Origin of the sequence: Pseudomonas bharatica (assembly GCF_048586865.1) — a bacterium.
GTDB lineage: Bacteria > Pseudomonadota > Gammaproteobacteria > Pseudomonadales > Pseudomonadaceae > Aquipseudomonas > Aquipseudomonas bharatica.
Map to the genome: position 1 here is coordinate 101746 of NZ_JBMAWR010000004.1, position 25872 is coordinate 127617.

General features: G+C 61.8%; 29 protein-coding genes and 1 pseudogene. 15 read left to right on the forward strand and 15 right to left on the reverse strand.

The window, feature by feature from the left end:
- The first annotated feature begins 42 nt into the window (after nt 1–42).
- Nucleotides 43–360: a ComEA family DNA-binding protein gene (locus ACKLLE_RS07020; protein WP_420057380.1), complete on the forward strand. Its 318-nt coding sequence runs from the start codon at nt 43–45 to the stop codon at nt 358–360.
- Between the two features lie 48 nt (nt 361–408).
- On the opposite strand, the gene ACKLLE_RS07025 is transcribed toward ACKLLE_RS07020, so the two are convergent.
- Complete coding sequence (locus tag ACKLLE_RS07025; RefSeq protein ID WP_420057536.1) at nt 409–576, reverse strand: DUF2897 family protein; 168 nt, start codon at nt 574–576, stop codon at nt 409–411.
- Nucleotides 577–751: 175 nt separating this feature from the next.
- Here ACKLLE_RS07025 and pyrF point away from each other — a divergent pair, with 175 nt between their 5' ends.
- Nucleotides 752–1453, forward strand: a complete 702-nt coding sequence (pyrF, locus tag ACKLLE_RS07030) for an orotidine-5'-phosphate decarboxylase (protein WP_420057382.1) — start codon at nt 752–754, stop codon at nt 1451–1453.
- Nucleotides 1454–1489: 36 nt separating this feature from the next.
- Here the strand turns inward: pyrF and ACKLLE_RS07035 are convergent, their stop codons facing one another.
- Nucleotides 1490–2494: an NADP-dependent oxidoreductase gene (locus ACKLLE_RS07035; protein WP_420057384.1), complete on the reverse strand. Its 1005-nt coding sequence runs from the start codon at nt 2492–2494 to the stop codon at nt 1490–1492.
- Between the two features lie 226 nt (nt 2495–2720).
- On the opposite strand from ACKLLE_RS07035, the gene ACKLLE_RS07040 reads away from it, so the two are divergent.
- Nucleotides 2721–3482, forward strand: a complete 762-nt coding sequence (locus ACKLLE_RS07040) for an SDR family oxidoreductase (RefSeq protein WP_420057386.1) — start codon at nt 2721–2723, stop codon at nt 3480–3482.
- On the opposite strand, the gene ACKLLE_RS07045 is transcribed toward ACKLLE_RS07040, so the two are convergent.
- Nucleotides 3475–4635 carry an MFS transporter gene (locus tag ACKLLE_RS07045; RefSeq protein WP_420057388.1) on the reverse strand — a complete coding sequence of 387 codons (1161 nt, stop codon included), beginning with the start codon at nt 4633–4635 and terminating at the stop codon, nt 3475–3477. The two genes, ACKLLE_RS07040 and ACKLLE_RS07045, sit on opposite strands and share 8 nt — an antisense overlap.
- Before the next feature lie 114 nt (nt 4636–4749).
- Between ACKLLE_RS07045 and ACKLLE_RS07050 the strand changes: the two genes are divergently transcribed.
- The 3 genes and pseudogenes from ACKLLE_RS07050 (at nt 4750) to ACKLLE_RS07060 (ending at nt 8240) form a co-directional block, all read left to right on the forward strand.
- Nucleotides 4750–6144 (forward strand): aminotransferase-like domain-containing protein, encoded by a 1395-nt coding sequence (locus ACKLLE_RS07050; protein WP_420057390.1) that lies wholly within the window; start codon nt 4750–4752, stop codon nt 6142–6144.
- Between the two features lie 1010 nt (nt 6145–7154).
- Nucleotides 7155–7322, forward strand: a pseudogene (locus tag ACKLLE_RS07055) (methyl-accepting chemotaxis protein); the annotation flags it as partial.
- Nucleotides 7323–7535: 213 nt separating this feature from the next.
- Nucleotides 7536–8240, forward strand: a complete 705-nt coding sequence (locus ACKLLE_RS07060; protein ID WP_420057537.1) for a methyl-accepting chemotaxis protein — start codon at nt 7536–7538, stop codon at nt 8238–8240.
- 15 nt (nt 8241–8255) lie between these two features.
- Here the strand turns inward: ACKLLE_RS07060 and ACKLLE_RS07065 are convergent, their stop codons facing one another.
- Nucleotides 8256–9449 (reverse strand): benzoate/H(+) symporter BenE family transporter, encoded by a 1194-nt coding sequence (locus ACKLLE_RS07065; RefSeq protein WP_420057392.1) that lies wholly within the window; start codon nt 9447–9449, stop codon nt 8256–8258.
- Between the two features lie 133 nt (nt 9450–9582).
- Between ACKLLE_RS07065 and ACKLLE_RS07070 the strand changes: the two genes are divergently transcribed.
- On the forward strand, nt 9583–10185 hold the full coding sequence (locus ACKLLE_RS07070) for a glutathione S-transferase family protein (protein WP_279898046.1): 603 nt from the start codon (nt 9583–9585) through the stop codon (nt 10183–10185).
- Nucleotides 10186–10279: 94 nt separating this feature from the next.
- Here the strand turns inward: ACKLLE_RS07070 and ACKLLE_RS07075 are convergent, their stop codons facing one another.
- From ACKLLE_RS07075 to ACKLLE_RS07125, 11 genes are all read right to left on the reverse strand, one after another.
- The gene (locus ACKLLE_RS07075; RefSeq protein WP_420057394.1) at nt 10280–10651 is read right to left on the reverse strand and encodes a glutathione S-transferase N-terminal domain-containing protein; all 372 of its coding nucleotides are present in this window, start codon (nt 10649–10651) and stop codon (nt 10280–10282) included.
- Between the two features lie 58 nt (nt 10652–10709).
- Complete coding sequence (folE, locus tag ACKLLE_RS07080) at nt 10710–11255, reverse strand: GTP cyclohydrolase I FolE (protein WP_420057395.1); 546 nt, start codon at nt 11253–11255, stop codon at nt 10710–10712.
- 22 nt (nt 11256–11277) lie between these two features.
- The gene (locus ACKLLE_RS07085; RefSeq protein WP_420057397.1) at nt 11278–12486 is read right to left on the reverse strand and encodes a tyrosine-type recombinase/integrase; all 1209 of its coding nucleotides are present in this window, start codon (nt 12484–12486) and stop codon (nt 11278–11280) included.
- A gap of 171 nt (nt 12487–12657) precedes the next feature.
- A complete protein-coding gene (locus ACKLLE_RS07090; protein WP_420057399.1) occupies nt 12658–13455 on the reverse strand; it encodes a hypothetical protein in 798 nt (265 codons plus the stop codon).
- On the reverse strand, nt 13452–15257 hold the full coding sequence (locus ACKLLE_RS07095; RefSeq protein WP_420057401.1) for a DNA cytosine methyltransferase: 1806 nt from the start codon (nt 15255–15257) through the stop codon (nt 13452–13454). Before ACKLLE_RS07095 ends, ACKLLE_RS07090 begins: the two co-directional genes overlap by 4 nt.
- Nucleotides 15254–15514, reverse strand: coding sequence for an AAA family ATPase (locus tag ACKLLE_RS07100; protein ID WP_420057403.1), 261 nt, complete (start codon nt 15512–15514; stop codon nt 15254–15256). The genes ACKLLE_RS07095 and ACKLLE_RS07100 overlap by 4 nt, the downstream gene beginning before the upstream one ends.
- Nucleotides 15511–16014: a hypothetical protein gene (locus ACKLLE_RS07105; protein ID WP_420057405.1), complete on the reverse strand. Its 504-nt coding sequence runs from the start codon at nt 16012–16014 to the stop codon at nt 15511–15513. The genes ACKLLE_RS07100 and ACKLLE_RS07105 overlap by 4 nt, the downstream gene beginning before the upstream one ends.
- Nucleotides 16015–16104: 90 nt before the next feature.
- Complete coding sequence (locus ACKLLE_RS07110; protein ID WP_420057406.1) at nt 16105–16344, reverse strand: pyocin activator PrtN family protein; 240 nt, start codon at nt 16342–16344, stop codon at nt 16105–16107.
- Nucleotides 16341–16841: a hypothetical protein gene (locus tag ACKLLE_RS07115; protein ID WP_420057408.1), complete on the reverse strand. Its 501-nt coding sequence runs from the start codon at nt 16839–16841 to the stop codon at nt 16341–16343. The genes ACKLLE_RS07110 and ACKLLE_RS07115 overlap by 4 nt, the downstream gene beginning before the upstream one ends.
- Nucleotides 16838–16999, reverse strand: a complete 162-nt coding sequence (locus tag ACKLLE_RS07120) for a hypothetical protein (RefSeq protein ID WP_420057410.1) — start codon at nt 16997–16999, stop codon at nt 16838–16840. The genes ACKLLE_RS07115 and ACKLLE_RS07120 overlap by 4 nt, the downstream gene beginning before the upstream one ends.
- Nucleotides 17000–17130: 131 nt before the next feature.
- Nucleotides 17131–17853, reverse strand: a complete 723-nt coding sequence (locus ACKLLE_RS07125; protein ID WP_420057412.1) for a helix-turn-helix domain-containing protein — start codon at nt 17851–17853, stop codon at nt 17131–17133.
- 114 nt (nt 17854–17967) lie between these two features.
- On the opposite strand from ACKLLE_RS07125, the gene ACKLLE_RS07130 reads away from it, so the two are divergent.
- From ACKLLE_RS07130 to ACKLLE_RS07165, 8 genes are all read left to right on the forward strand, one after another.
- Complete coding sequence (locus ACKLLE_RS07130; RefSeq protein WP_420057414.1) at nt 17968–18177, forward strand: Cro/CI family transcriptional regulator; 210 nt, start codon at nt 17968–17970, stop codon at nt 18175–18177.
- A gap of 131 nt (nt 18178–18308) precedes the next feature.
- Nucleotides 18309–18797, forward strand: coding sequence for a phage regulatory CII family protein (locus tag ACKLLE_RS07135; RefSeq protein ID WP_064303287.1), 489 nt, complete (start codon nt 18309–18311; stop codon nt 18795–18797).
- Nucleotides 18790–18993 carry a TraR/DksA C4-type zinc finger protein gene (locus ACKLLE_RS07140; RefSeq protein ID WP_064303286.1) on the forward strand — a complete coding sequence of 68 codons (204 nt, stop codon included), beginning with the start codon at nt 18790–18792 and terminating at the stop codon, nt 18991–18993. Before ACKLLE_RS07135 ends, ACKLLE_RS07140 begins: the two co-directional genes overlap by 8 nt.
- Nucleotides 18990–21734, forward strand: coding sequence for a bifunctional DNA primase/polymerase (locus ACKLLE_RS07145; protein ID WP_420057416.1), 2745 nt, complete (start codon nt 18990–18992; stop codon nt 21732–21734). The genes ACKLLE_RS07140 and ACKLLE_RS07145 overlap by 4 nt, the downstream gene beginning before the upstream one ends.
- A 394-nt stretch (nt 21735–22128) precedes the next feature.
- Nucleotides 22129–22617, forward strand: coding sequence for a hypothetical protein (locus ACKLLE_RS07150; RefSeq protein WP_420057538.1), 489 nt, complete (start codon nt 22129–22131; stop codon nt 22615–22617).
- Nucleotides 22618–22801: 184 nt separating this feature from the next.
- Nucleotides 22802–23149, forward strand: a complete 348-nt coding sequence (locus ACKLLE_RS07155; protein ID WP_420057417.1) for a phage holin family protein — start codon at nt 22802–22804, stop codon at nt 23147–23149.
- A 150-nt stretch (nt 23150–23299) separates the two neighbouring features.
- Nucleotides 23300–23851 carry a hypothetical protein gene (locus ACKLLE_RS07160; protein WP_420057419.1) on the forward strand — a complete coding sequence of 184 codons (552 nt, stop codon included), beginning with the start codon at nt 23300–23302 and terminating at the stop codon, nt 23849–23851.
- Between the two features lie 4 nt (nt 23852–23855).
- A complete protein-coding gene (locus tag ACKLLE_RS07165) occupies nt 23856–25871 on the forward strand; it encodes a phage terminase large subunit family protein (protein WP_420057420.1) in 2016 nt (671 codons plus the stop codon).
- The last annotated feature ends 1 nt before the right edge of the window (nt 25872 follow it).

Consider the following 25872-nt stretch of genomic DNA (forward strand, 5'->3'; position numbering starts at 1 on the left):
AGGAAACGCTGCCATTGTCATTCAACCCAAGGAGTCTCACCCATGCGCAAAACCTTTCTTGCTTCCCTTCTGATCGCACTGTTCGGCGCCTTTTCCCTTCCCTTGAGTGCTGCTCCCGCCAGCCCGCCTCCTGCACCCCTGGCCCCTGCACAGGCAGAACTAGCACAGCTCAACCTGAACACGGCAACCGCGATCACGCTGCAAAGCCACTTGACAGGTATCGGCAAGGCCAAGGCGGAGGCCATCGTCGCCTATCGTGAGCAACACGGGGACTTTGCTTCGGTGGAAGAACTCTTGGAAATCAAAGGAATCGGCAAGGCCTTACTGGATCGTAATCGGGACAAGCTGACCGTGAAGTAAGATCTTTCCTGATGAAGGGCCGATCACCTTGATCGGCCTGTTTGTTGGCTAACGATCTTGCGCTTCTTTCGCATCCATTTCCGCATTGCGCTCATGGATCTTCCTCAACTGCTCGTCCGTCAACGGCAGCTTCTTCGCGGTGTCCCTGAGCATCATCAAGCCACCCACGATCGAGCCGATCGCCACCAACAGAATCAACCAGGCATACCAGGGCATGACGTTCTCCTTCATACGGTAATGAGTCCGTATCTGTAATATCGAGTAAAACTTGGCGCAGATGGTTCAATTATAGGCCGGCGCATTCGAACCTGATTCACGATCACCGGCCCCCGCTGCGCCCTCGCATCGTTTACAATGCGCGCCGTTTTCGACTTGCCAAGAGACCCTGCCCATGTCCGCCTGCCAGACGCCCCTGATTGTCGCCCTGGATTTTCCCACCCGTGACGCCGCCCTGAAGCTGGCCGATCAGCTGGACCCTGCGCTGTGCCGGGTAAAGGTCGGCAAGGAGCTGTTCACCAGCAGTGCTTCCGGCATCGTCGAGACCCTGTGCAGCAAGGGTTTCGAAGTTTTTCTCGACCTGAAATTCCACGATATCCCCAACACCACGGCGATGGCGGTCAAGGCGGCTGCCGAGATGGGCGTGTGGATGGTCAACGTGCATTGCTCGGGTGGCCTGCGCATGATGTCCGCCTGCCGCGAAGAACTGGCCAAGCGCAGCGGCCCGCAGCCGCTGTTGATTGGCGTGACCGTGCTGACCAGCATGGAGCGAGAGGACCTGGCCGGCATCGGCCTGGATATCGAGCCGCAGGATCAGGTGCTGCGTCTGGCCGCTTTGGCCGAGAAGGCGGGAATGGACGGTCTGGTTTGCTCGGCCCTTGAAGCCCCGGCGTTGAAGGCCGCTCATCCTTCGTTGCAACTGGTGACCCCGGGCATTCGTCCGGCGGGCAGCGCCCAGGACGACCAGCGCCGCATCCTCACTCCGCGCCAGGCGTTGGACGCTGGCTCCGACTACCTGGTGATCGGCCGTCCGATCAGCCAGGCTGCCGATCCGGCCAAGGCGCTGGCGGCGGTGGTCGCGGAAATCCGCGGGTAAGAAAAAAGGGGCTCTGGATAGAGCCCCTTTTTCATTTCACACCTTCAGCACCAGCTTGCCAAAGTTCTCCCCACTGAACAGCTTCAACAGCGTTTCCGGGAACGTCTCCAGCCCCTCGACCACATCCTCCTTGCTCTTCAGCTTGCCACTGGCCAGCCATCCGGCGATCTCCTGACCCGCCGCGCCATACTGCGCGACATGGTCCATCACCACGAAACCTTCCATGCGCGCGCGGTTGACCAACAGTGCCAGATAGTTGGCCGGGCCTTTCACTGCCTGCTTATTGTTGTATTGGCTGATCGCGCCGCAGATCACCACCCGGGCCTTGAAATTCAGGCGGCTGAGCACGGCATCGAGGATGTCGCCGCCGACGTTGTCGAAGTACACATCCACACCTTTCGGGCATTCCCGTTTCAGCCCCTCCACTACGTCCTCGGCCTTGTAGTCGATGACCCCGTCAAAGCCCAGTTCGTCTTTGAGGTACTGGCATTTCTGTGCACCGCCGGCGATCCCGACCACGCGGCAGCCTTTGATTTTTGCAATCTGTCCGGCAATGCTGCCCACCGCTCCGGCGGCGCCGGAGATCACCACGGTCTCGCCGGCCTTCGGCGCGCCGACTTCGAGCAGGGCGAAATAGGCAGTCATGCCGGTCATTCCCAGGGCCGAGAGGTAGCGCGGCAGCGGCACAAGCTTCGGATCGATCTTGTAGAAGCCCTGGGGCTCGCCAAGGAAGTAATCCTGCACGCCCAGCGCGCCATTGACGTGGTCGCCCACGGCGAACTTCGGATTGCGCGAAGCGATCACCTCGCCGACGCCCAGTGCGCGCATCACCTGGCCAAGGCCGACCGGCGGGATATAGGACTTGCCTTCGTTCATCCAGCCGCGCATGGCCGGGTCGAGGGACAGGTACAGGTTCTTCACAAGCACCTGGCCGTCGGCGGGTTCGCCCACGGGTACCTGTTCGAAGCTGAAATCGTCCCGGGTCACGGCGCCCACCGGGCGTTTGGCGAGCAGGAAGCGGCGATTGGTCAGGGCAGTCATGGAAGCCTCGCGAAGGTTGGACAAAAGTCTTGTGATAGACCTTCGACGCCCGCTCGGCAAGTTCGTGCGCTGCGACGAATAGCTGCCCATCCAGCAGGATGATGAAGTTGGGTGGGGATAATCATCGATTCGCATGGTGCCTCAACCGGCGTCCTGATGATGCTGCCCAGGTTGCTGCGGTGCCGACTAGACTCGCGGCCACTGTCCCCTGTTGCAGGAGCTATCGATGAGTATGACGTTTAGCGGCCAGGTCGCCCTGGTCACCGGTGCCGCCGCCGGTATTGGTCGCGCCACCGCCCTGGCTTTCGCTCGGGAAGGGTTGAAGGTCGTGGTTGCGGATCTCGATGTGGCCGGAGGTGAGGCCACGGTGCAAGAGATTCGCGCAGCCGGCGGCGAGGCGATCTTCGTGCCGTGCAATGTGACCCGTGACGACGAGGTGCAGCAGTTGATGGCGCGCACGCTCGAGGCTTACGGTCGCCTCGACTATGCCTTCAACAACGCTGGCATCGAGATCGAGAAGGGGCGGCTGGCCGAGGGCAGCGAGGCGGAGTTCGACGCCATCATGGGCGTCAACGTCAAGGGCGTTTGGTTGTGCATGAAGTACCAGTTGCCGCTGTTGCTGGCCCAGGGCGGCGGGGCGATCGTCAACACCGCCTCGGTCGCCGGTCTCGGCGCGGCGCCGAAGATGAGCATTTACGCGGCGTCCAAGCATGCGGTGATCGGGCTGACCAAGTCTGCCGCGATCGAGTATGCGAAGAAGCAAATCCGGGTCAACGCGGTATGTCCGGCGGTGATCGATACCGATATGTTCCGCCGCGCCTACGAGGCCGACCCGCGCAAGGCCGAGTTCGCCGCGGCGATGCACCCGGTCGGGCGCATCGGCAAGGTCGAGGAGATAGCTGCCGCGGTGCTTTACCTGTGCAGCGACGGTGCTGCGTTCACCACCGGCCAGGCCTTGGCGGTGGATGGTGGGGCCACGGCTATCTGATCGCCTCGAATGCGCTGTGTCTGCTGGTGCGCAGCAGTGCGCCAGCAACCGCGAAGCAGCCGGTCAGCAGCAGGGCTCCGAACAGTACCAGGGCGGTGCCCGCGCCGAAGTGGTCGGCCAGCATGCCGGTAAAGATCACCGGCAGGCTAAAGCCGAGATAGGCGAGCAGGAAAAAGCCGGCACTGGCGCGGGTTTTCTCTGTTCCGGCCAGGGTGTTCACCGCAGACAGTCCACCCAGGTAGATAAAGCCATAGCAGGCACTGCTGGCACCGATCGCGCCCAACAGCACCGCCGCGAGTACGCCGGCATGTGCTCCCCAGGCCAGCAGCGCGTAGCTGCACGGCAAAATCAGCAAGCCCAGCAAAGTCGAGCGTGCCGAGGCCATGCGCCGTGCCAGTGGCTGGAACAGCAGGCCACAACTGATCACGCAGAACGTCGACAATCCCGACCAGTTGCCCAGGTGATGCCTGGCGAGAATCGATGGCATCAACGCGATCACCAGGCCAACGCAGGCCCAGGCCAGCAGGATCGCCAGGCCGTAGGCCAGGCTGCCCTGTGGATAAACCGGCAATCGCAGCAGGGCGCTTTGGCGCCGCTGGACCGGATCGGGCAGCCCCAGTACCGCCACGAATGCCAATGCAGCCAGCGCCAGGTGCAAGGGGAAACTGCCTGGTGCCAGCGTCGATCCCGATAATAGAAACAGGCTGGTGACCGCTGCCCCCAGGCCGAAGCCCAATGATGTGCTGGCAGTGACCCGGTTGGCCGCAGCGCGGGCGTCGCCGTCTTGCATCAGCTCGCACATGTAGGCAGTGCCGGTGGCCGAGGCCAGCGCGGTGCCGACACCGAGCAAGGTCCGGGCCATGGCCAACTGGGCCAGGCCGGGCGCCAGCAGCATAAGCACGGTCGCCAGCATCGACAGCGCCAGCGCCGCGAGGATCAGCCGCTTGTGGCCAACCCGGTCAGCCAGTCCGCCCAATAGCAGGAGCACCGGTAAAACGCCGATCACATAGCCGGAGAAGGCCACCGCCGTCGCCGCTGCACCCTGGCCGGACAGGGCCGCATAGGCGGTGTAGAGAGGGGCCTGGAGGTTGACGGCGAACGTCACCAGGCACAGGGCGAAGGCCAGGATGGTTGAGGCGTTGCGGCTGGACATGGCGGGTTCCTTGAATGGGCAGCCCATTCTGCGAACCCTGCCATGGAGGGAAAAGGCACAGCCCAGCTGCTTTTGTGATTAACTGTTTGGCTAAAACGACCGAACACCTCAAGTATGAACGTCACCCTCGATCGAAACCTGCCCACCCCCTTGGTGCAGCAGCTCGCTGATGGCCTGCTGCGCTGGATCGCCGAGCAGCGCCTGCGCCCTGGCACGCGTTTGCCGTCGATCCGCCAGTTGGTCAAGACGCAGGGGGTCAGCCAGTCCTGCGCCATCGAGGCCTATGACCGTTTGGTTTCGCAAGGGTGGCTTGAGGCCCGGCATGGTGTCGGCTTTTTCGTTGCCGAACGCAGGGGCATGGCGCCGTTCGCCGAAGAACCGGCCTGGGGCGAGGGGGCAGAGGGACGCTGGCGCTTGTTCAGCGACGAGCAGGAAAACCTGCTGCGCCTCGGCTGCGGCTGGCTGCCAGGCAACTGGCGCCAGAGCGAGGAGATCGCCCTGGCGATCCGCCAGGTCAGCCGCGGCGGCGGGCAGGACCTCTTCGGCTATGGGCCGCCGCTGGGCCTGACCGCGTTGCGCCAGCAAATTCGCAAGCGTCTGGCGCTTATCGGTGTCCAGGTCCGGCCTGAGCAGATCCTCACCACCCAGGGCGCCAGCCAGGCCCTCGACCTGCTGGTGCGTACCTTGCTGTCGCCTGGCGACACCGTACTGGTGGAGCGTCCCGGCTACTACAACCTCTTCAACCTGCTGCGCCTGCATGGCGTGCGCATGCTGGAAGTGCCACGCACCGCCGAAGGGCCGGACCTGGACGTGCTGTCGGCGCTGCTGCGGGAGCACCGCCCGCGCTTGCTGTTCACCAACAGCCTGTACCAGAACCCGACCGGCACCAGCCTTGCCCCGCGCACTGCCCAGCGCCTGCTGGAACTGGCCGGCGAGCATGACCTGCGCATCATCGAGGACGATATCTACGCTGATTTCCAGGAAGGTCCGGCCACTCGCCTGAGTACCCTCGACAGCCAGCAGCGGGTGATCTACCTGGCGAGTTTTTCCAAGACGCTCAGCAGTTCGCTGCGGGTCGGTTACCTGGTCGCCGATCCGGAACTGACCGCACGGCTGGCCGAGGTAAAGATGGTCACCGGGATTGGCTGTTCGAGGTTCGCTGAACAGGTACTGGCGCAATTGCTTGGCAGCGGGGTCTATCGCAAGAGCGTGCAACGCCTGCGCCTGCGCCTGGCCGAACACATGGCAAGCACCTTGCGCCTGTTGGAGGCCACTGGCTGGGAAGTGTTCGCCGAACCCTGCGGGGGCATGTTCGTCTGGACCCGTTACCCTGGTGTGCCGTTCGCCCGACTGCAGCAGAGCGCCCAGGAGCACGGCGTACTGCTCTCGCCGGGCTCGGCTTTCGACCCGCAGGGACGCGACAGCGACTGGTTGCGCATCAATGTGGCCTACGCCCGCGACCACCGGGCCCAGGGGTTTTTCCAGGCGGTCGCGCAAGCATCGTCGTGACGACCTCCAACATTCTGAAAACGACGGCTCCGTAGCTTTTTGCCATTATTGCGACCAGGGTGGCTTGTGCAGTCCCCGGCGCCGTTGCCACTCTGCGCTCTTGGATATCCGGCGAGTTTTCCAAGGGCAGCACGAGAGGGCAGCGAGCAATGAAGTCGGGCACAAATGGCGGTTTTGCCAACCTGGGCATGGCCCGCAAGCTGGGGCTGGGATTCACGCTGGTGCTGGCCTTGACGGCGGTGGTTGCGGCGATCGGGATCGCTGCGCTGTATGGCCTGGGCCAACGCTTCGATGGCCTCAAGCAGGCCACGGCGTTCAACGAGGATGTCCTCGGCCTGCGCCTGCATGAGCAACGTTATGCCCAGCGTTCCGATCCCAAGGACGCCGAGGCCCTGCGCAAGGGCGTGGAAGAACTGCAAAGCCGCATTACGCAATTGCCGGAGCTGGCCGGCAGCGACGTGGGCAGCGCACTGGCCGCATACCGCAAGGCATTCGATGAATTCGTCGAGTTGACCCAGTCCAAGGAGCTGGCGCTGGATATGGCCAGTTGGTCGGTGTCGAGCGTCGCCAACAACCTGGACGTCCTGCAGTCCGGGCTGGCCGATGACGGTACCTGGACCCTGAAGGACTCCCAAGGCCAGAAGGGCGCTGAATTCGTCGAGCAAGCGGGCCAGGTCGCACAGGTGGCGCGCCTGATGTTGCAGGCCATGGACGAAGCGCGCATCCGCCTGGACCAGAACCGCAAGGGCGCCGAAGACGTCCGCCAGGGCCGTATCGAACAGGCCGAGCAGGCTGCGCAATTGGCCGAGCAGCTCAAGTCCGCGATACAGGACCCCGGCTACCAGAGCGTGCTTGGCGAAGTCACCACCCATATCGCCAGTTTTGGCGAGAAGCTGGGTGAATACACGGATCTGCTGGCCCGCGAAGCGCAATTGCGCAAACAGTTGCAGGAGCGTGCCGAGCAGGTCATCTCGCGGGTCGAGCAGATCAACGGGGCCATCGATGCCAGCATGCAGCACGAGCTCAAGCGCAATGCCCTGCTGATCCTGGTTTCGTCGCTGGCAGCCCTGCTGGTCGGCGTGGTGGCGGCAATCCTGATTACCCGCGCCATCGTGCTGCCGCTGCGCCGGGTCATCGCTCGGGCCCAGGAGATTGCCGCCGGTGATCTGCGGGGTGAAATCATTGTCGACCGCCGTGATGAAGTGGGCCAGTTGCTATTGGCGATGCAGCAGATGGGCAGTGGCCTGGCCGTTATCGTCAGCGGCCTGCAGACCGGTATCGACAAACTGGCCAGCAGTGCCCATACCTTGTCGGCGGTGACCGAGCAGACCAACCGCGAAGTCGGCAGCCAGAAGGAAGAGACCGACCAGGTCGCTACCGCCATGCAGCAGATGACCGCCACGGTGCACAGCGTCGCCCGCGATGCCGAAGAGGCGGCCCAGGCCGCGCAGGCGGCGGACGGCAAGGTGGAAAGCGGACAGCAGGTGGTGCGCCAGAGCATGCAGCGCATCGAGCGCCTGGCCAGCGCAGCGGATTCTGCAAGCCACAGCATCGAAAACCTCAGCGCCGAGATCCAGCACATCGGTTCGGTGCTGGAGGTGATCAAGAGTGTCGCCGAGCAGACCAACCTGCTGGCGCTCAACGCTGCCATCGAAGCGGCGCGTGCCGGCGAGCAGGGTCGCGGCTTCGCCGTGGTGGCGGACGAAGTGCGGGCGCTGGCCCAGCGCACCCAGCAATCCACCGGCGAGATCGAGCGCCTGGTCAGCAGCCTGCGCAGCAATGCCCAGGCTTCGGTCGCGCAGATCCAGGACAGCGGCGAGCTGGTCAAGCTGGCGGTGGCCGATGCGTTGCAGACCGAAAGCGCCCTGGGCAGCATCGCCGGAGCGGTGTCGCTGATCCAGCAGATGAACCAGCAGATCGCTGCCGCGGCAGAGCAGCAAAGTTCGGTAGCCGAGGAAATCAGCCGTAGCGTCACCCAGATCCGCAGCAGTGCCGACCAGTCGGCGATGGCCATGCGCGACAACGCCAGCTCAAGTATCGAGCTGGCGCAGTTGGGAGCGGAGTTGAAGGGGATGGTAGGGCATTTCCGGATCTGAGCCCGGAAATGCCTGTCAGGCGTTTTTGCGCCAGTTCAGGATCAGCAGGGTAAGCACCCCGGCGACGATACCCCAGAAGGCCGAACCGATCGAAAACAGGGTGAAGCCCGAGGCGGTCACCATGAAGGTGATCAGCGCCGCCTCGCGTTCCTTCGGTTCATTCATCGCCACGCTCAGGCCGTTCATGATCGAGCCGAACAGCGCCAGGGCGGCGATCGACAGCACCAGTTCCTTGGGCAGTGCGGCGAACAGGGCGGCGAGGGTGGCGCCGAAGGTGCCGGCGATGGCGTAGAAGATCCCGCACCAGACAGCTGCGGTGTAGCGCTTGCTCGGGTCTTCATGAGCGTGGGGGCCGGTGCAGATGGCTGCGCTGATGGCCGCCAGGTTGACCCCGTGGGCACCGAACGGCGCCAGCAGCAGCGAGGCGATGCCGGTCACCGAGATCAGGGGCGAGGCCGGTACCTGATAGCCGTCCGCACGCAGCACGGCGACGCCGGGCATGTTCTGCGAGGTCATCGCCACCACGAACAGCGGGATGCCGATGCTGATGGTCGCAGCCAGGGAGAAACTCGGCGTGGTCCACACCGGCACCGCCACTTCCAGGGCGAAGCCGCTGAAATCCAGGAGTCCGAGCACGGCGGACAGGCCCGTGCCCACCAGCAGTGCCGCCAGCACCGAATAGCGCGGCGACAGGCGCTTTACCAGCAAGTAGCTGAAGAACATGCCCAGCACCAGGGTGGTACGGTGCTGCGCGGCTACGAAGATCTCGCTGCCGATCTTGAACAGGATGCCCGCCAGCAGGGCCGAGGCCAGGGACGCCGGAATACGCCGGACCAGACGCTCGAAGCTGCCCGTCAGGCCGCAGATCACCACCAGTAGCGCGCAGGTGATATAAGCACCGATGGCTTCGCCATAGCTCACGCCGCCCAGGCTGGTGATCAGCAATGCCGCACCCGGGGTCGACCAGGCCACCGTTACCGGTGTGCGGTAGCGCAACGACAGGCCGATGCTGCACACTGCCATGCCGATGGACAGGGCCCAGATCCACGAGGAAATCTGCGCACTGGTAAGTCCCGCAGCCTGGCCGGCCTGGAACATCAGGACCAGCGAACTGGTATAGCCGGTGAGCATGGCGATAAAACCGGCGACTATCGCCGAGGGAGACGAGTCGGCCAGCGGCCGCAGTTGCGCGGAAGTGGCGTTGGGCATGGGAAATTCCTTGTTCTTCGATGTAAGCAGATTTTTCAGACTACCGTGGGCACGGCATGTGCTTGCGGTACAGCGAGCGTTGCATTTAGCCGTACAGTCAGCGATCGCGTTTTGGGTAAAAGAGGGGAGCACGATGTACAAGGTCTATGGGGATTACCAATCGGGCAACTGCTACAAGATCAAGCTGATGCTGCACCTGCTCGATCTGCCCTACACCTGGCAGCCTGTGGATATTCTCAAGGGAGATACGCAGACGCCGGAGTTCCTGGCAATGAATCCCAACGGCAAGGTGCCTGTGCTGCAACTGGAGGACGGTACCTGCCTGTGGGAGTCCAACGCGATTCTCAACTTCCTCGCCGACGGCAGCGAGTTCCTGCCAAGCGAGCCGCGCCTGCGTACCCAGGTGCTGCAATGGCAGTTTTTCGAGCAGTACAGCCATGAGCCGTACATTGCCGTGGCGCGTTTCATCCAGTTCTACCTGGGGCTGCCGGACGAGCGCCTGGAGGAGTACCGCAAGCTGCACAAGGGCGGGCACAAGGCGTTGAAGGTGATGGAACGGCAGCTGGAAGTGACGCCGTACCTGGTAGGGGACCAGTACTCGATCGCCGATGTGGCGCTGTACGCCTACACCCACGTAGCCCACGAGGGCGGCTTCGACCTGGCGGCGTATCCCAGGGTCAGGGAGTGGCTGGCGCGGGTGGCGGCGCATCCGCGGCATGTGCCGATGGTGGGGTGAACACCTAACCCTGTGGGAGCGGGTTCACCCGCGATTGCTATGGTGAATTCACTATCGCTATCGCGGGTGAACCCGCTCCCACATTGGTCCGCAATCAGGCTGCCGAAAACCGCTTGTTCAGATAGTCGATGATCACCTTGGACTCATACATCCAGGTGGTATTGCCATCTTCTTCGATCCGCAGGCACGGCACCTTGACCTTGCCGCCACCGTCGAGCAGTGCCTGGCGATCCTGCTCGTTGTTCTTCGCATCGCGCAATGCCACCGGTACATTCAGGCGGTGCAGGGTGCGGCGGGTCTTCACGCAGAACGGGCAGGCATGGAACTGGTACAGGCTCAGGCCGCGGGCCTGCTCCTCCACCCTGGCCTGGGCCGCCGGATCCCGCTTGAGCCTGGCCGGGCGGCTGATCCAGTCGAAAAAGACGATCATTTGGCCGAGGCCGACTCGCAGGGCTTTGACGATCATGATGATTCCTCGCAATAAAAAGCCGACCTGAAAAGGTCGGCCCGGATAACGCTCTCGATCACTTGATCAGGCTGAGAAACTCGCTGCGGGTCGCCGCGTTTTCGCGGAATTCGCCGAGCATCACCGAAGTGATCATGGACGAGTTCTGCTTCTCCACACCGCGCATCATCATGCACATGTGCTTGGCTTCGATGACCACCGCCACGCCCATGGCGCCGGTGACCTTCTGGATCGCCTCGGCGATTTCGCGGCTGAGGTTTTCCTGGATCTGCAGGCGACGGGCATACATGTCGACGATCCGTGCCACCTTGGACAGGCCCAGCACCTTGCCACTCGGGATATAGGCGACGTGCGCCTTGCCGATGAACGGCAGCAGGTGGTGTTCGCACAGCGAGTACAGCTCGATGTCCTTGACCAGGACCATCTCGCTGTTGTCGGAGCTGAACAGTGCGCCGTTGGTGACTTCTTCCAGCGTTTGGTTGTAACCGCGGCAAAGGTACTGCATGGCCTTCGCGGCCCGTTTCGGCGTGTCGAGCAGGCCTTCGCGGGAGACATCCTCGCCGAGTTGGCCAAGGATCGCGGTGTAGTTCTGTTCCAGTGTCACAGAGGCTGATTCCATAAGGGTTTCAGAGGGGTACTGTTTCAGTCTGTACCAATTTTGTACCAACCAACTTGCTTTCAAGCTTCCCAAGCTCGCTCCAGTCGGTGCTGGAATTGAGCCACCGGGCGTACGTCGACAGTAGCATTTGCACGCTGTGACCCAGCTGATTGGCAATAAACGCGGGGTTCATACCCGCCATGAGGCACATAGTAGCGTATGTGTGTCGGCAGTTGTATTGCCGGCGGGCGCGAATGTTCAGCTCAGCCAGCGCGGCCTGGAAGTGCTTATCGGTCACGCTGGCCTGCTGGATGAACTCGAAATTTTTGGTTGGAGGAAATACAAAGGCCGACTGAGGGTGCTTTCTGCGGCTCTGGCGGTTGCGCTGACGAGCCACTTTCTCCGCTTCCTCAATAGCGTGCAAAGCCCGGCTGTTGAGCATCACTTGCCGGGCGCCCTTAGTCTTGGTGCGTTCTTCGATCTGATAATCCGCAACGATGCGGCAGACCTCGACCAAGCGTTTGTCCTGGTCAACTGCGTCCCAGCGTAGGGCAGCCATCTCGCTCGGACGCATGCCGGTATAGAAGGCGAACTCAAAATAGGCAGCATAGATCCGCATTGAGCTGGTGAGTGTTTTATACAGGTAGGCGATGACGGCATCAGCCTCTGCCACGGTGAACGGGTCTATAACCTTCTTCGCTCGGGGTGGCAGTTCGATAGCGTCCACTGGATTGCGGTTTATCAGTCCGTCCTTCACGGCAGTAGTGAACAGTGTCTTCAATCGTTGAATGGCTGAGCGCTTCGCACCTGGTGACTTCCAGTCGGTGGTGCCCACAACTTTACGCAGCATCATTGAGGTAATGCTGTCGATCGGCAGTGTGGCCAGCATTGGCATCCAATATAGGTTCAGTGAGATGCGGTAGTTCTTCCGGGTACCGGCCACCACTTCCCGGCTGTTCAGCCACTCTTGGGCATACTCCCCAAAGAGGGGAGTAGCCGAGTGAGTCGTATAGGATGAGTTCGGGAACAGCTCGGCATACCGTTGTTCGTCCAGTATGCCGTGTTTGATCTGGCTGGTTACGTTAGCGCGTAGATCGGCTGCCGCTTTAAGTCCCTTTGGCGTTTGGGGATAGGGGAGGGTTTCGCAGCGACGTTGCCCTTTCCAGGTGAAGCGAATGCGGATGGACTCGCCGACAAATTCAACTCCGGTGGGCAAACCCATAGGCTTTCGAGCCATGCCTCGTATCTCCTGATGCTGTAGTACACGCGGTTATCAATAGTGTTCCAGACGCCCTTGGGGATAAGTCCCTTGGCCCTTTTGCCCTGCAGGGCGCGGTTGGTGGTGCCCACCAGCTCGGCCATCTTTTTCTCAGGCACAAAGTCTGACTGGTAGGTATCGGCTGTCAGCTCAGTCATTGGTCACGTCCAGTGTCATCTGACGAAGGCGGAGCAGCTCGGCCTCGGTAGCGGCTTTCTCTGCTTCCCGATCGATGCGCTCCAATTCGGCAAGGATCAGCGCGCCCGAGGTGACCAGCATGGTCCGGGGATCGCTCGTTTTTACCTGCCAGCTACTGATGCCCGCTTGATACACCCAGCCAGGCGCAGCACCTCCTGCGATCAGCGCAAATGCCGCTGCGTAGCTGGATAGCTCCCCGGGGCTGTAGAGGTCGTCATGAGCGGCGCTATAGCCTTTCCACAACTGTCTGCGTCGCTCGGCCAGGATGTCCTTCGCGGCTCGTTCCCAGGTTGGTCGCTGCTGGTCGAGCAATGCCCTGGTCTCCTTCATCAGATCGGCTAGGTTGTCGTCGCAGACGTTGGCGAGCTGGAGCCAGTGCTCAAGCAGGGATCCGCGTTCTGCCACCTGAAGGCGTAGGGAGTTGAGGTCGGGCTGCTCGCCCTCCGCTTTGTCTAGGCCGTGCGCAACCGACCCGGCGGCGGTGCTGCTGTCAGGTCGGAGGCTGATCTCGGGCTTGCAGCCCTCGGTGTTTACCTGGTCGCGGTGGCCCGGATTTTCATTTGTCTGGTTGATCTCTGCGGCGGCTTCGTAGCCGGCCAGGAAGATCAGGTAGTCGCTGTGGGTACGGGGGTCGACGAACCCTGACCGATCCTTCTCCAGGAAGACTGCGGCGTCTCCCGATGGGTTGCTCGTGATGAAGAGGTCACGCGGGTCAATCTGCTCGGTTGGTCTGGACATTGTTCTGTTCATGCGACCTCCCGTTGAGCCACGCTCAGGCCAACCGCTACGGGACGTACCCAGATCGGCACGCTGCTGAGCACGAAGGTTTCGCCCTGGGCGACCAACAGCAAGGTGGTGCCCATGACATGACCAATGGCTTCTGCTGCGTAGGGCGGGACTGCGTTGCCGATGCGCTCGCGCCAAGCTTGGTCCGAAAGTCCGTCCAGCTCCAGTTGCTCCTCGGGCTCGACCAGGCTCTGAATCGCAGCCATTTCGAGAGTGGTGAAAGGGCGGTGCCAAGTGCCGTCGAGCGCCTTAATGACGCACGTCAGGCGGTCGTTGGCCGCTGGCATCCGTGGGTCCGCGACGCTGAAGCGCCCGTTGTCGTGCATCGCGCTCGCCGAGATAGCCCCGGCCGGTTCGTTCCATGGCACGACGCCGTAGTGTCCCCCAGCAGCCCAGGCATCCCCTTTAAGCCGCTTGAGGCCGGGCCGGGGGTCTGCGATCGATAAGGCCCCGCTGGCAACCTGCTGGGCGCCGGTGACCGTGCCGGCGGTTTGGTGCATGCCGACCACGTTCAGCTTCCGGTTCGAGGCGTTGGGGTGCCAGTTGTGGTAGCGCGGGTCCTGGACCGCAAACGCGCCCTGGCCGGTGGTGCTGCCGGCAATGACGGTGCCAGCAGATCGGTCGAAAGGAGTCACCAGGTACTTGCCGAAACCTTGGCGCTGCTGTCGTGGGTCCGCGACGCTGAAGGTTCCTTGCCCTGGGCTCTTCACCCCGATGATCGCCCCGCTGGTGTCCTTCCAGCGGCGCACACCATATTGCTGATATTGAAGTGCCCCGGCCTGGGCCCGAGGGTCCGCGACCGAGAATGCGCCGTTTGTGGGGCTCAAGCGTCCGGCCACGGTACCCATGCTTTCGTTCCAGCCGTGAACACCCATGTAGCCTGCGCGATACTCCGGCACGATGATCAAATCCCGGAGATACCCGTCCTCAATTGCCAGGTCGTTCAAGCTGCGCCAGTCCTTCCCGGCTTCCACCAAGGCGAGCCGTACCCATGTCTTCCACTGAAGCGCTGGGACCCGATGCATCGGCCCGGCGGCCGCGACGTCGCCGGCCAGGGGCATGCGGCCGAGGATGTCCCCGACTGCGCGCAGAGTCTTGTGCTCAGGCTCGTACAGGAAGGCGGGGACTTTCTCGACGTGGCGAGCGACCAGGAGGAAGCGCTTGCGGCTCTGTGCCAGCCCGCCGATCACGCCGCAATCATGGGTGGTTTCGGCCACGGCGTAGCCGAAGCTCCCGAGCAGGCTGTTGATCTGGTCCAGCAGATGCCGGCCGCGTGTCGCCAGTCGCGGGACGTTCTCGAAAACCAGCAGTGGGACGGGATCGTCCGCCCAGGCTTCGCCAAATAGCCAGATGCAGCGCAGCGTCAGTTCGTTTAGGGCCTGGTATTTCGGTGTCTGACTCATCTTCTCGGACAGCAGGCCGCTCGCACCCTTGCACGGGCTGCTGATGAACACGGCATCCGGGCGCTGGCCGCGAGCTGCGCGACGAATGTCCTCTGGCGTTGCTTCCTGCCACCCGGGCGGCGGCTCTTGCCCGTGGAACCGGGTGTACTGATCGCGAGTGAACAGATCCAGCAGCGTGCCCTTCACGCCGCTCAGGCGTTCGAAGTCCGCCAGCCCGGCCGGGTCGACGTCGACGCCTCCGAGACACTGCCACTCGGCCTGGAGATTGCCCACCACTGGTTTGGCGCGGTTGAAGCCTTTGGCGCCGCCGCCCAGGCCGCAGCACATGTGAAAGTGCTTGAGTACGTGCTTTCGGAGGGTCATACAGCAGCTCCTTGTTGCTGGGCAATCTGCATGGCCTGGTCGTAGGTCATCACGCGACCTTTGAAATGCCAGCCAGGGGAGGGAGCATTGGTCAGCACCAAGGTGTCCAGAAGCGGGACTGGATTGCCGGGTTGCCAGTCATCACGGACATGCTTGAGTCCCAGAGCAGACGCGATCGCGTTAGCGTTGTGGGTCTTTCCGCAACCTTGGGGACCGTGGACCAGGACGCTTTTTGGAAGAGCGCTGGAGATTGTCATGCCAGCACCTCCGATTTGGCAGGGGTGATCGCAGCTTTCTCGCGGATCTCGGCGTGCATCAGCTCCGCCAGCTTCCGCAACCCGGCAGCCTCACTGCCCGCCCGGCTTTGCCAGGCTTCAGTGCCCTTGATCGCGCTGAACGTCCGGTGAGCGATATCAAGGGTTTCAGCGGCTTTCGTCAGCAACTGGTGGTCCTGCGGGGTTACAGCCAGCCCGGTGTATGCCCTGACCCGGGCCTCCAGTTCATCGATGGTCGCCTGCATCGCTGCCTTCGACTGCAGGTACTGCCGCTGTTCCTGCTCGCGGGCAACCGCCCGGTCGGCCAGGGTCAGGTCGAGCGCCTGCAGTTTCTTCCACGCCATGGCGTCCCGTTCTTTCAGGCCGTCGGCGCGACCGTGTTCGTAAGCGCGGACGCGGGTGCGGGCGAACAGGTAGTTGGCTACGACCAGGCCAAGGATCAGTGCGATCCCGGCGGCCAGCGTGAAGTGCTGTGCTTGCATGTGCTGTGCTCCGAATGGAATGCCGCTACCGGGATAGGTGAGAGAGCCGGTAGCGGACTGATACCCCTGAAGGCCGGGGTCGCCTTGTTGCTATGCCTCTTTGTTGGCCTGGGCGTCGAGGAACGCCGCAAGGTCCGACAGGTACACCACGTGCTTGGCCCTCACAGAGGTGTCCAGTTTGGTCAGCTTCAACTTGATCCGGCCTTTACGGACAAGCTCCAGGAAGCGCCGGTCCGTCTGGATGTGCGGGAAGTAGTGCTCCCTGACCGAAGTCACCGCCGGACAGAGCGTGGGCCACTGCTGACGCAGCTGTTCGAGCGTGCTGGTCATGCCTGCTCCCCATTCCCCTCCACGGCCAGGCCGAGCTTGGCGCGGACCTTGGCGACGAGGTCGTCCTTGTCCGCTCCGCTGGCAACGGCGCACATCTCCCCGATGTTGTTGGTGATAGCCGCAGCGAAGGGTGTGGCCGGCCATGGCGTTGGAGTGATGTAGGCGACGTGCCCATCCGGCAGCGAGGCGCTGAGGTGCTCGTGGGCGTCCATCAGGGCCAGAGCCTTGGCGACGGCGTCGGAGCGGTCGTTGGCGAGGTCCTGGATAAAGTCCCGCAGGTGCAGGTGATTGGCCGAGTCGCCTCGTTGGAGCCTAAGCCTGCGTGCCAGGGACTTGAATTCGACCCTAACGCTGGCCGTGTCCTGGTTGACCTCGGCATCGATGGTCGCGATGTCCCAGTCTTGCTGCCTCCGGACGGGGCAGGTAGTGGTGCCGCCTTTTTCCAGCACTTGCTGGAGCAGCATGACGCTGCCGAGAGGTACCTGATATGCGCTCATGCGGCCCCCTTGGTTGCGGGGACAGCTTGGGCGAAGCCGCGGTGAGAGGTAATCACCAGCAGCCCGGTGCGGCGCTGGATTGAAATGATCGCCGCCCGGGTGCAGGCAGTGGGATGCAAGAGGATCTTGCAGGTCGGGATGTGCTGTGCATTTTCCATTGATCGTACTCGGTGAGAGGAGGTACGACAGGAAAATTAGTATTAGTGTTTTATTCTGTCAATAGCTTTGCTGTTATTCACTCATTTTTGGTGGTGGTTCACAAAAAAGCCCGCTCAATGGCGGGCTTCCTTCACAGATCTACGATTTTTCGTCGGGCGCGTCCATAGATACGCCAGGTCGCATCGATCTTGATGACCTGGTCCGGCCATGCTGGATTCGCTGCGTGAAGATAGGTTGCACCGCCCTCCAAGCTGATCTGGCGCAGCGTCGCGGCAGTGTCGGATGCTGACTTAGCCAGAACATAGTCGCCGGATTTCCATTCCAGACTGGGGTCGATGACAACCTTGTCCCCGGGCGCAAATGCGGGTTCCATACTCTTGCCCTCGACCCGGACAACGAACGCACCTGGTCCAGCCGACCCGCCTGCTTCAACCCATTCCTTCACCTCTTCCGCTGAGAAATCTCCGTTCGCCTCGCTAAAGGCGTCCACTTGTACGTATCCGATCACAGGCAACAGCCTCCCCGCCGGTCCTATCTCCGTGGCGTTCACATGTAAACCCTTTCCAAGGGCTGCACTTAACATTGAACTGTTAGCAGTCGTGTCGAGGGTCTCTGCTAACCGGGGACTGATGGCTTCGGGAGGCACGCGCAAGACGCGGCTTAGGCTCAATAGGGCGGGAAGGTTGAGGGCAATTTTACCGGTCATGTACTGGCTGACGGCACTCTGACCAGCCCACCCGCACGCCTCGGCGACCTTTTCTTGGTTCAGGGAGCGGTCTTCGGATTTGCGGGCTTTGTAAGCTGCCTGGAGGCGGGCGGCTTCTTCTGCGATGTAGGGGGGTTTGGTCTTCATGACACGATGCTATAAGGGTTGCTGATATGCCTCAAACAGCGATAGTGGTTTTTTCTTGCGTATATTTATGAGTCGAACTAATATCTGACGGCGGTTCACTGATGGGAGTCAACAATGTCTATTCAGTTTGGAACTCCGTTGCGGGAATACGTGACGGGCAAAAGTCAGGTGGAGGTCGCGGAACAACTGGGCGTCACCCAAGGTGCGATCTCACAGATGCTACTCAGCGGACGCGATGTACGAGTCGTCATTGACGGCAGCGGCAAAGCGGAAGGCTATGAATTGCGGCGTGTCGGAAGCAGACGAAAGCAGATGGCCGCTTGAAGGGTGCCGGACTGGGGACTCTCACCTCCCCAGCCGGCTACGAACGCGCACAGCACATGTACCACGGTCGTAGTCGTAGGATAGGGCGTGCCCGCTCCTCTGGCTACACCGTAAACAAGGATTTTACGGTTATGAGTCGCACAGACCTTTTGCCGGGCGCTGGCCCGGTGTTGACCTTGCGCCAGGCGCTCTATCGCGCCGGGCGTGACTATCAGGGGGGATTCACCCGCCTGGCCTTCGAAATGGTCCTTGAACAGGACACGCTCCAGAAAAAGCTCAACCTCGACGAAGAACGCCGCTGGCTGAATCCCGATGAACTGGAAGAGGTCATCCGGCTGACGGCCGATCCCCGCCTGCTCGACGCCCTGGTCCGGCCTGCCGGAGCCGTCTGGTATCGCCCCGAGCCTGTACCTGCCACGAACGAAGCCTTGAAGGCCGTCGGCAAACTGCTGGACGAGGCCGGGGAGTTCGTCAGCACCATGCACGATGGGGCGGCGGACAACTTGTGGGAGTTGCATGAGGTCCAGTTGCTAGAGCAGCGCGGAATGGACGTTATCCGGCAAGTGCTATCGATCATGGCAGGCGCGCGGCAGGCGATGGAGGACAGCGCTCATGGCTGACCTGGTCGACATCGCTAATGAACGAACCGAATTCCATCTGGAGCTGGTCCTGCAGCGTGTGACGATGAGGCCAGTGAAACCCAGTGCTCAGTTCTGCGAAGACTGCGGTGACCCCATTCCTCTGGCCCGGCAGGTGGCGGCTCCTGGCTGCGAGGCCTGTTTGGACTGTCAGGACCTGCGGGAGCGGCGGAGATGACCGAGCGCCCAACTCCTGCAACAGCTGATTGGGCGCGGCGTTACATCGAGACCTTCAACTTTGCCCTGGTGCCTATCGCGCCAGGTGACAAGGCGCCCAAGGGTGACGCCTGGAACAAGCCGGGTGGCTATTTCACGGACGCCGACAAGGCTGAGTCTTTCTGGCGAGAGCACCCGAATCACAACCTCGGCGTCGTGTTGGGGCCAAGCCGCGTCTGTTCCCTTGACGTCGATGATGTAGATATGTCGCGGATCGCTCTACGGGCGACTCTCGGCCTGGAGCTGGACGAGCTTGCCGAGGCATTCCCCACGGTCGTTGGGAATCCTGCGCGGTTCCGCTTGTTGTTCCGTGTTCCGGAAGGTATCGAGCTGAGCCGGCACGCGCTGGTCTGGCCGAGCAGGGTGGATCCGGATGGATCGATCTTCAGGGGCATCATGGCGCAAGTGAAGGCCGCGCGGGATGCCGGCGATAAGGTGTCGGAACAGGCCCTGATCAAATCCGCTGAGCCCTTCAAGAAAGTCACCGTGTTCGAGCTGCGCGGGGGCCTGGTGCAAGACGTGCTGCCTCCCTCCATTCATCCTCAAACCGGAAAACCTTATTTCTGGCGTCGGCCGCCCGATGCGACTGGGCTGGCTGAGTTGCCTGGTGAACTGCTGTCGATCTGGCAGGAGTGGGACCAATTCAAGCCCAGGGCGGAAGCAGCTTGCCCCTGGCGACCGAAGCCGGTCGCGGTAGCGCCCCGCACCCCTCCGAAACCGCGTGCGAGCGGACAGTCTGGCAAGCGAGATCTCCCCGAGGTCATCCCGGAATTCAATAGGGCACACGACATCGCAACTATGATCGAGGCCCACGGCTACAAGCGCGTCGGGGACAAATGGCTGTGTCCACAGAGCAGTAGCGGCGATCCCGGCGTCACGATCACCGAGGGCAAGTTGTACTCGCATCACGGCTCCGACCCTCTCGCCAACGGACACAAGAATGACGCCTTCGATGTGTTCTGCATCCTTGAGCACAATGGCGACCATACCGCAGCGATCAAAGCCGCTGCACGTCTGCTCGGGATCGAGCACAAGCACTCGATGCCGAGGCCACCAGAGCCGCCGCCAATCGGTGAGCTTCCACCCACTCCCACCGAACAGTCGGAAGCGCCGGGTGAAGATGCAATCGAGCCCTCGGCTGAGGCCGGCTCCTCGGATGAACGGGGGGGCGGGGACGGGAGCGGCTTCAATCTAAAGGCGTTGCTTCGCCGTTACGCGCTGATCGAAGGAACGACCCATGTGTGGGATATCGACTCGGCCAAGAAGATCAAGAAGGCCGGGTTCGTTGCTCATATCGGCAAGGAGGCGTTCAAGGAGTGGGAGGCTGTCACCGATCCCTCGCGCAAGAAGCGGGTCAGCGAAGAATGGGTCAAAGACAACGAGCGGACCCAGGCGCTTGCCGGCAAGGCCCTGGGCGACTTCTCCATGCCGATGATGACGCGGTATGTGTACATCGATGGAACCAAGGATGTGTGGGATTACGCGAAGAAGCGGAGGGTTGCCGAAGGCGCGGTAAAGATGGCCCTCGGTGATGCCTACAGCCTCTGGCTGAATAATCCGGATCGCCGCGTGGTGGATATGAACCACATCGTCTTCGACCCCTGCATGAAGCATGACCCGCAGGTTTACATCAATACCTTCGAGGGGCTGCCCCTGGAGCCGAAGCGGGACGACGCGGCCTGCGAGAACCTCCGCTGGCTGATCAACTTCCTGTGCAACGGTGACAAGGATTCGGAGCATTGGTTGACGTGCTGGTTGGCATATCCACTCCAGCATTCAGGGGCCAAGATGGACACTGCCGTTCTTATGCATTCGACCATGGAGGGCTCGGGCAAGAGCCTGTTGTTCTCCGTGGTCATGGGAAAGCTCTACGGTGTCTATTCCGCTACCGTCGGCCAGACGCAACTGGAAGGCAACTTCAACGCCTGGCAGAGCGGAAAGCTCTGGGCAGTGTTCGAAGAGGTGGTCAGCCGAGATCAGCGTTACAACCAGGTCGGCAAGATCAAGCAACTGATCACCGGCCAGACGGTTCGGATCGAGAGCAAGTTCGTGAATGGCTGGGAAGAGGCCAGCCATATGAACGCTGTGTTTCTCTCGAACGAGATCATGCCTTGGCCGATTGGCGAGGCGGACCGGCGCTTCCTGGTGATGTGGCCCGAGGAAAAGCTGCCGCCTGACCGCCAGCTCGCCATCAAGCAGGAATTGCTCAACGGCGGAGTCGAGGCGCTGTACGGCTGGCTTTTGGCGCAGGATCTGGGCGATTTCGACCCGCAGACCAAGCCGCCGAGTACGCCTGCCCGTGAGCGACTGGTTGCGCTTAGCAGGGCGAGTTGGCAGACCTTCGTTCACTTGTGGCGCACCAGCCAGTTGGGTGACGGCCTGTGGGGGGCATGCCTGTCTTCCGACTTGTACTCGCTATTTCTGGAGTGGTGCCAGCGGTTCAAGGAGCACTCGATGAGCCAGACGAAGTTCAGCCTGTTCATTGAGACGGTGGGTGTGGAAAAGACACGGGCGATCCCTTGGACCGAGGGTAACAACCGGCGATTCAGTGCCTGGTTCTTCCCGAAGGATGACCAAGCCTTCCTGCCACCATCCTGCAAGAGTGCCGAGCTGGGGGCGCATGTCGACGCCTGGCGGCGCAAGGCAAGACTCTCGGGTTGGAATGTCGATGGCTGGGACCACGTCAAGGGGGCTGCAGCGTGAGTACGCCGGCAAGTGTGTTGGGTGTGTTGGCTGTGTGTGGGGTTGATTTGCAAACCTTACACAGCGCTAGGCCACGGATTATAAGGGGTGCGGGACAACTGTGTAAGGTGTGTAAGGTTTACGCGCACGCACGCGCGCATACGAAAAAATTGCGCACGAGTCAGGACACCATGGCTCCGCTTTTTCCTTACGCGAGGCCTCAAAAACCTTACCAACCTTACACACCTTACACAGACGCCTTGAAGGCTCTGATTTTGTTGGGTTTGACCTGTGTAGGGTTTGTGTTGGGTTGGATAAATCTGTGTTGGGTTCAGCATTGGGGGACGTCGAAATGAGCAAAGAGCAAGGAATGCAGCTGCTGCTTTCGATCCGACTGGCATCGCACCGTGTCGAAATGGCTGATCTGCTGGATCCGGATAAGCGTCTGCGCCTGGTTGGTGAGCTGATGCAGCATTGGGGCGAGCAGTGTTCGCGGCTTGGGTTGGGTTCCAGCCTCGGTAGCCAGATGGGCACGATCATGGAATGGAAGGGCGCGGCTCCACGTGGCGGAGCCTCAGGTTCTCGCATCCTGGTTGCCGGTGCCGGGCTGGATCACTCGGCGGCAGAGGTGGATGCGGCCGTTGCCGAGCTTGACCGGCGTGACGCTCGCGGTGCTGTGCTCGCGAAGCTAGCGAGATTCCGCTACCTCCATGGCGCATCCGTGCGCGAGCAGATGCGCCAGGTCGGGCTAGCAGAAGATGCGGACCGAACCTACCGGAACTGGGTCAAGGCGTTGCACCTTCAAGTGCTCGCCATCCTTGCGGCTCGCAGCGGGCGAGTTCGCATGACTACCGTTCGTCGGGTAGGTATGCGCCGAACCTGCGTCGAGGATGCGCCGAAGTAGCGCCGAAGTGACGAACCTAAAATTAGCCCTTTTCGGTTTTTCCGGTCGGGGGTAAAAAGTCGCCACGATATGACAACTGCGCATCACGCGCTTCCCCAAGCATTGAGCCTTAAGCCCAGAGAACCCTGCCAGCCGGCGGGGTTTTCTATTTCTGGCACCTTGCTTTCAAACCTGCGAGGACCGTATGACCACCGAACAACAAGCGTTAATAGAGATGCCAATCTGGGCAGTGATCTTGCTCGCCCTGGTTGGCGGGGTGTCCGGCGAGGCATGGCGGGCAGACAAGGCGGGGGTGCATGGTTGGGCCTTGGTGCGGCGCATCGCTTTGCGGTCCGGTGCCTGCATCATCACCGGGATGGCGACGATCATGCTGCTGTATTCGGCGGGCATGACGATCTGGGCAGCGGCGGCGTTCGGTTGCATCGCTGCGGTTGCAGGTGCCGACGTGGTAATTGCCCTCTACGAACGCTGGGCCGCGAAGCGGATTGGGGTCTGCGAAGTCCCCCCGCCGAGCGGCGGGCAAGGCCAGTGAAATCTGGCCGGAGCCCAGGCGGGCCGGGGACCCTGGCGATTCCGCCGGGGTACGGGACGGGGAACCCGCGGGGCTTTGTTAGCGGCTGGGTTTGCCAGTTTGGTTGACAGTGGTTGACAGGTTTACATCACTCGGTTGACAGAGGTTTACATGACTTTTCTCAGTCGCTCGGAGTATGCAAAAAGCAAAGGCTGGTCGCGGCAATACGTCGGCAAACTGGTTTCCCAGGCCCGGCTCGTCATCACTGAGGCAGGACTAGTTGACGTTGATGCAAGTGAGCAATATTTGGCGATGACGGCAGATCCCGCCAAGCGCTCACCAAAAACATCTGGCGCACAGCGGGAGGCCCAACCAGCACCACCGGAGACTGCACCTCCATCGATGCTGCCCGTCGTACCTGGCTACCAGCATGCCCGTGCCCGGCTGGCTCAAGCGCAAGCTGCGCTAGCTGAAACCACCGTTCGCGAAAAGAACGGTGAGTTGGTTTCTGTCGAAGTTGTGGATGCGGCAGCTTTCGCTGCCGGTCGCATGCTTCGTGATCAGATCCTGTCATTGCCCGCGCAGCTCGCACCAGAGTTGTCTGCGCTCTCCGATCCCTGGCAGATCGAGAAGCACTTGGCGGGAGCCTTGAGGCGAGTCTTGGACGATGTTGCTTCAATGACCGCTTCGGACTTCCAAAACGCGATTTACTCATCGAACTGAGACTATGCAATTTCCTTACGCAGATGGTGCGTGCGTTCACCATGAAGCGTATTTGCGCGGGCTCCAGCCTGATCCTGAACTCTGGGTGGACCAGTGGGCTGACGAATACATGCGTATCCCGCGTGATACTGGTGCAGCCGAGCCTGGCAAATACCGTACGGCCCGGACGCCTTATGCCCGGGAACCCATGCGCTGCTTGTCGCCAGCCCACCCGTGCAAGCGAGTGGTGACTATGGTCGCCTCGCAGTTGATGAAGACCCAGATTGCCCTGAACTGGATCGGGGCGCTTATTCACATGTCTCCCTCTAACATCCTGACACTGTTGCCCAGCCTGGGATTGGCCAAGCGTGTGTCGGCTCGGATCGGCAAGACCATCGCAGTGACGCCGGTGTTGAAAAGTCGGGTTGCGGCAAGCCGGTCCCGCGATTCGCGCAACACGGTGGACACGAAGGAGTTCGAGGGCGGCACGCTGTACGCCACCACAGCCGGCTCGGCCACCAACCTTGCCGAACTCGCCGCGCGATTCGTCTACGGTGACGAGATTGATCGCTGGGATGTGGACGTCGACCAGGAGGGTGACCCGATCGACTTGGCTGAAACCCGGGGTAGTACTTTCGGTCGCAACGCCAAGTTCTACTTCTCCAGTTCGCCGACCATCAAAGGCGCGTCGCGTATCGCCGACCTGTTCGAGCAAAGCGACCAGCGCCACTACTTCGTGCCGTGCCCGACCTGCGGACACATGCAGGTGCTGGAGTGGGAGCGTCTTCTGTATTCGAATGACTTTACGGTCGCCCACTACAAATGCGCAGGCCCGGAGTGTGATGTCCTGATCGAGGAGCACCATAAGGGCGACATGCTGGCGAAAGGCGAGTGGCGGGCCCTGGCGAAGGGCGACGGCGAAACCGTGGGCTTCCACCTTAACAGCCTGTATGCGCCATTGGGCTGGACGTCCTGGGCGGACCTGGCGAAGCAGTATGAGAAAGCCAAAACCGCACAAGATCGTGGTGATCTGGAGCCAATGCAGGTTTTCTACAACACCCGCCTGGCCAAAGTCTGGGACAGTGCTGTCGAGCAGACTAATCACGAAGTCCTGATGGAGCGGGCACGTAAGGAAAGCTACACGCTCGGCTCGATGCCGGCAGGTGTCCTTGCGTTGACTGCCTCGGTGGACGTTCAGGACAACCGCCTTGAGCTAATGGTCAATGGCTGGGGTGTTGGTATGGAGCGCTGGGTAATTGATCACCAGGTGATCCTCGGCGACCCCGCTGAAGACCTGACCTGGACTGTTCTCGATGAGCGCTTGAAAAAACGCTACCGCCACCCATGCGGCGTAAGCATGGCGATCCTCGCCACCGGCATCGACTCCGGCGGTCACCACACCCACGAGGTCTACCAATTCACTAGGCTCCGGCGCTGGCGCAACATATTTGCATTGAAGGGGGCAAGCAAACCGGGCAAGCCAGTGATCGCCCAGCGCCCCTCGCTGGTGGACGTGACCTGGAACGGGCAGACCGAGCGCAACGGCGCCGAGTTGTGGATGGTCGGGACCGATACTGCCAAGGATTGGATCTACAACCGCTACAGCTTCGAGGCGGGTCCGGGAGCACTGCACTTCGCCAACGACTTGCCGGAAGAGTTTTTCCAGCAGTGTGTGGCTGAGCGCAAGGTCGCCCGCTATGTGAAAGGCTATAAGCGGATCGAGTGGGTCAAGGGCAAGGCTGAGCGCAACGAAGCGCTCGACCTGCTGGTGTACAACCTTGCCATGGCTAACTATCTCGGACTGCACCGGTATGGCGAGCACGACTGGGATCGGCTTCGGCAGGCCCTGGCGCAGGTTAGTTTGTTCGATGCCCCGCAGGTGGAGAAACCCGACCCGGTGCGGAGCCCAGTGGCTGAAACCGTGCCACCTGCCCCCACAACTTCGCCCCCAGCTCGGCCCGCGTCACCGCCGGCCGCTCGCTCCTCCCAGTCGCCAATGCAGCGCCGAGCTTCTAGCAGTGGATATTTGAAGAGACGCTGAG

Bases quoted from the DNA above. Each gene is read 5' to 3' on its own strand.
- ACKLLE_RS07100 (WP_420057403.1), bottom strand. From the start codon at position 15,514: ATGACAATCTCCAGCGCTCTTCCAAAAAGCGTCCTGGTCCACGGTCCC.
- ACKLLE_RS07075 (WP_420057394.1), bottom strand. From the start codon at position 10,651: ATGATCGTCAAAGCCCTGCGAGTCGGCCTCGGCCAAATGATCGTCTTT.
- ACKLLE_RS07085 (WP_420057397.1), bottom strand. From the start codon at position 12,486: ATGGCTCGAAAGCCTATGGGTTTGCCCACCGGAGTTGAATTTGTCGGC.
- ACKLLE_RS07025 (WP_420057536.1), bottom strand. From the start codon at position 576: ATGCCCTGGTATGCCTGGTTGATTCTGTTGGTGGCGATCGGCTCGATC.
- ACKLLE_RS07145 (WP_420057416.1), top strand. From the start codon at position 18,990: ATGACCGAGCGCCCAACTCCTGCAACAGCTGATTGGGCGCGGCGTTAC.
- ACKLLE_RS07115 (WP_420057408.1), bottom strand. From the start codon at position 16,841: ATGAGCGCATATCAGGTACCTCTCGGCAGCGTCATGCTGCTCCAGCAA.
- ACKLLE_RS07095 (WP_420057401.1), bottom strand. From the start codon at position 15,257: ATGACCCTCCGAAAGCACGTACTCAAGCACTTTCACATGTGCTGCGGC.
- ACKLLE_RS07040 (WP_420057386.1), top strand. From the start codon at position 2,721: ATGAGTATGACGTTTAGCGGCCAGGTCGCCCTGGTCACCGGTGCCGCC.
- ACKLLE_RS07045 (WP_420057388.1), bottom strand. From the start codon at position 4,635: ATGTCCAGCCGCAACGCCTCAACCATCCTGGCCTTCGCCCTGTGCCTG.
- ACKLLE_RS07135 (WP_064303287.1), top strand. From the start codon at position 18,309: ATGAGTCGCACAGACCTTTTGCCGGGCGCTGGCCCGGTGTTGACCTTG.
- ACKLLE_RS07155 (WP_420057417.1), top strand. From the start codon at position 22,802: ATGACCACCGAACAACAAGCGTTAATAGAGATGCCAATCTGGGCAGTG.
- ACKLLE_RS07065 (WP_420057392.1), bottom strand. From the start codon at position 9,449: ATGCCCAACGCCACTTCCGCGCAACTGCGGCCGCTGGCCGACTCGTCT.
- ACKLLE_RS07060 (WP_420057537.1), top strand. From the start codon at position 7,536: ATGACCGCCACGGTGCACAGCGTCGCCCGCGATGCCGAAGAGGCGGCC.
- ACKLLE_RS07150 (WP_420057538.1), top strand. From the start codon at position 22,129: ATGGCTGATCTGCTGGATCCGGATAAGCGTCTGCGCCTGGTTGGTGAG.
- ACKLLE_RS07050 (WP_420057390.1), top strand. From the start codon at position 4,750: ATGAACGTCACCCTCGATCGAAACCTGCCCACCCCCTTGGTGCAGCAG.
- ACKLLE_RS07130 (WP_420057414.1), top strand. From the start codon at position 17,968: ATGTCTATTCAGTTTGGAACTCCGTTGCGGGAATACGTGACGGGCAAA.
- ACKLLE_RS07105 (WP_420057405.1), bottom strand. From the start codon at position 16,014: ATGCAAGCACAGCACTTCACGCTGGCCGCCGGGATCGCACTGATCCTT.
- ACKLLE_RS07140 (WP_064303286.1), top strand. From the start codon at position 18,790: ATGGCTGACCTGGTCGACATCGCTAATGAACGAACCGAATTCCATCTG.
- pyrF (WP_420057382.1), top strand. From the start codon at position 752: ATGTCCGCCTGCCAGACGCCCCTGATTGTCGCCCTGGATTTTCCCACC.
- ACKLLE_RS07070 (WP_279898046.1), top strand. From the start codon at position 9,583: ATGTACAAGGTCTATGGGGATTACCAATCGGGCAACTGCTACAAGATC.
- ACKLLE_RS07120 (WP_420057410.1), bottom strand. From the start codon at position 16,999: ATGGAAAATGCACAGCACATCCCGACCTGCAAGATCCTCTTGCATCCC.
- ACKLLE_RS07165 (WP_420057420.1), top strand. From the start codon at position 23,856: ATGCAATTTCCTTACGCAGATGGTGCGTGCGTTCACCATGAAGCGTAT.
- ACKLLE_RS07090 (WP_420057399.1), bottom strand. From the start codon at position 13,455: ATGAACAGAACAATGTCCAGACCAACCGAGCAGATTGACCCGCGTGAC.
- ACKLLE_RS07035 (WP_420057384.1), bottom strand. From the start codon at position 2,494: ATGACTGCCCTGACCAATCGCCGCTTCCTGCTCGCCAAACGCCCGGTG.
- ACKLLE_RS07160 (WP_420057419.1), top strand. From the start codon at position 23,300: ATGACTTTTCTCAGTCGCTCGGAGTATGCAAAAAGCAAAGGCTGGTCG.
- ACKLLE_RS07110 (WP_420057406.1), bottom strand. From the start codon at position 16,344: ATGACCAGCACGCTCGAACAGCTGCGTCAGCAGTGGCCCACGCTCTGT.
- ACKLLE_RS07020 (WP_420057380.1), top strand. From the start codon at position 43: ATGCGCAAAACCTTTCTTGCTTCCCTTCTGATCGCACTGTTCGGCGCC.
- ACKLLE_RS07125 (WP_420057412.1), bottom strand. From the start codon at position 17,853: ATGAAGACCAAACCCCCCTACATCGCAGAAGAAGCCGCCCGCCTCCAG.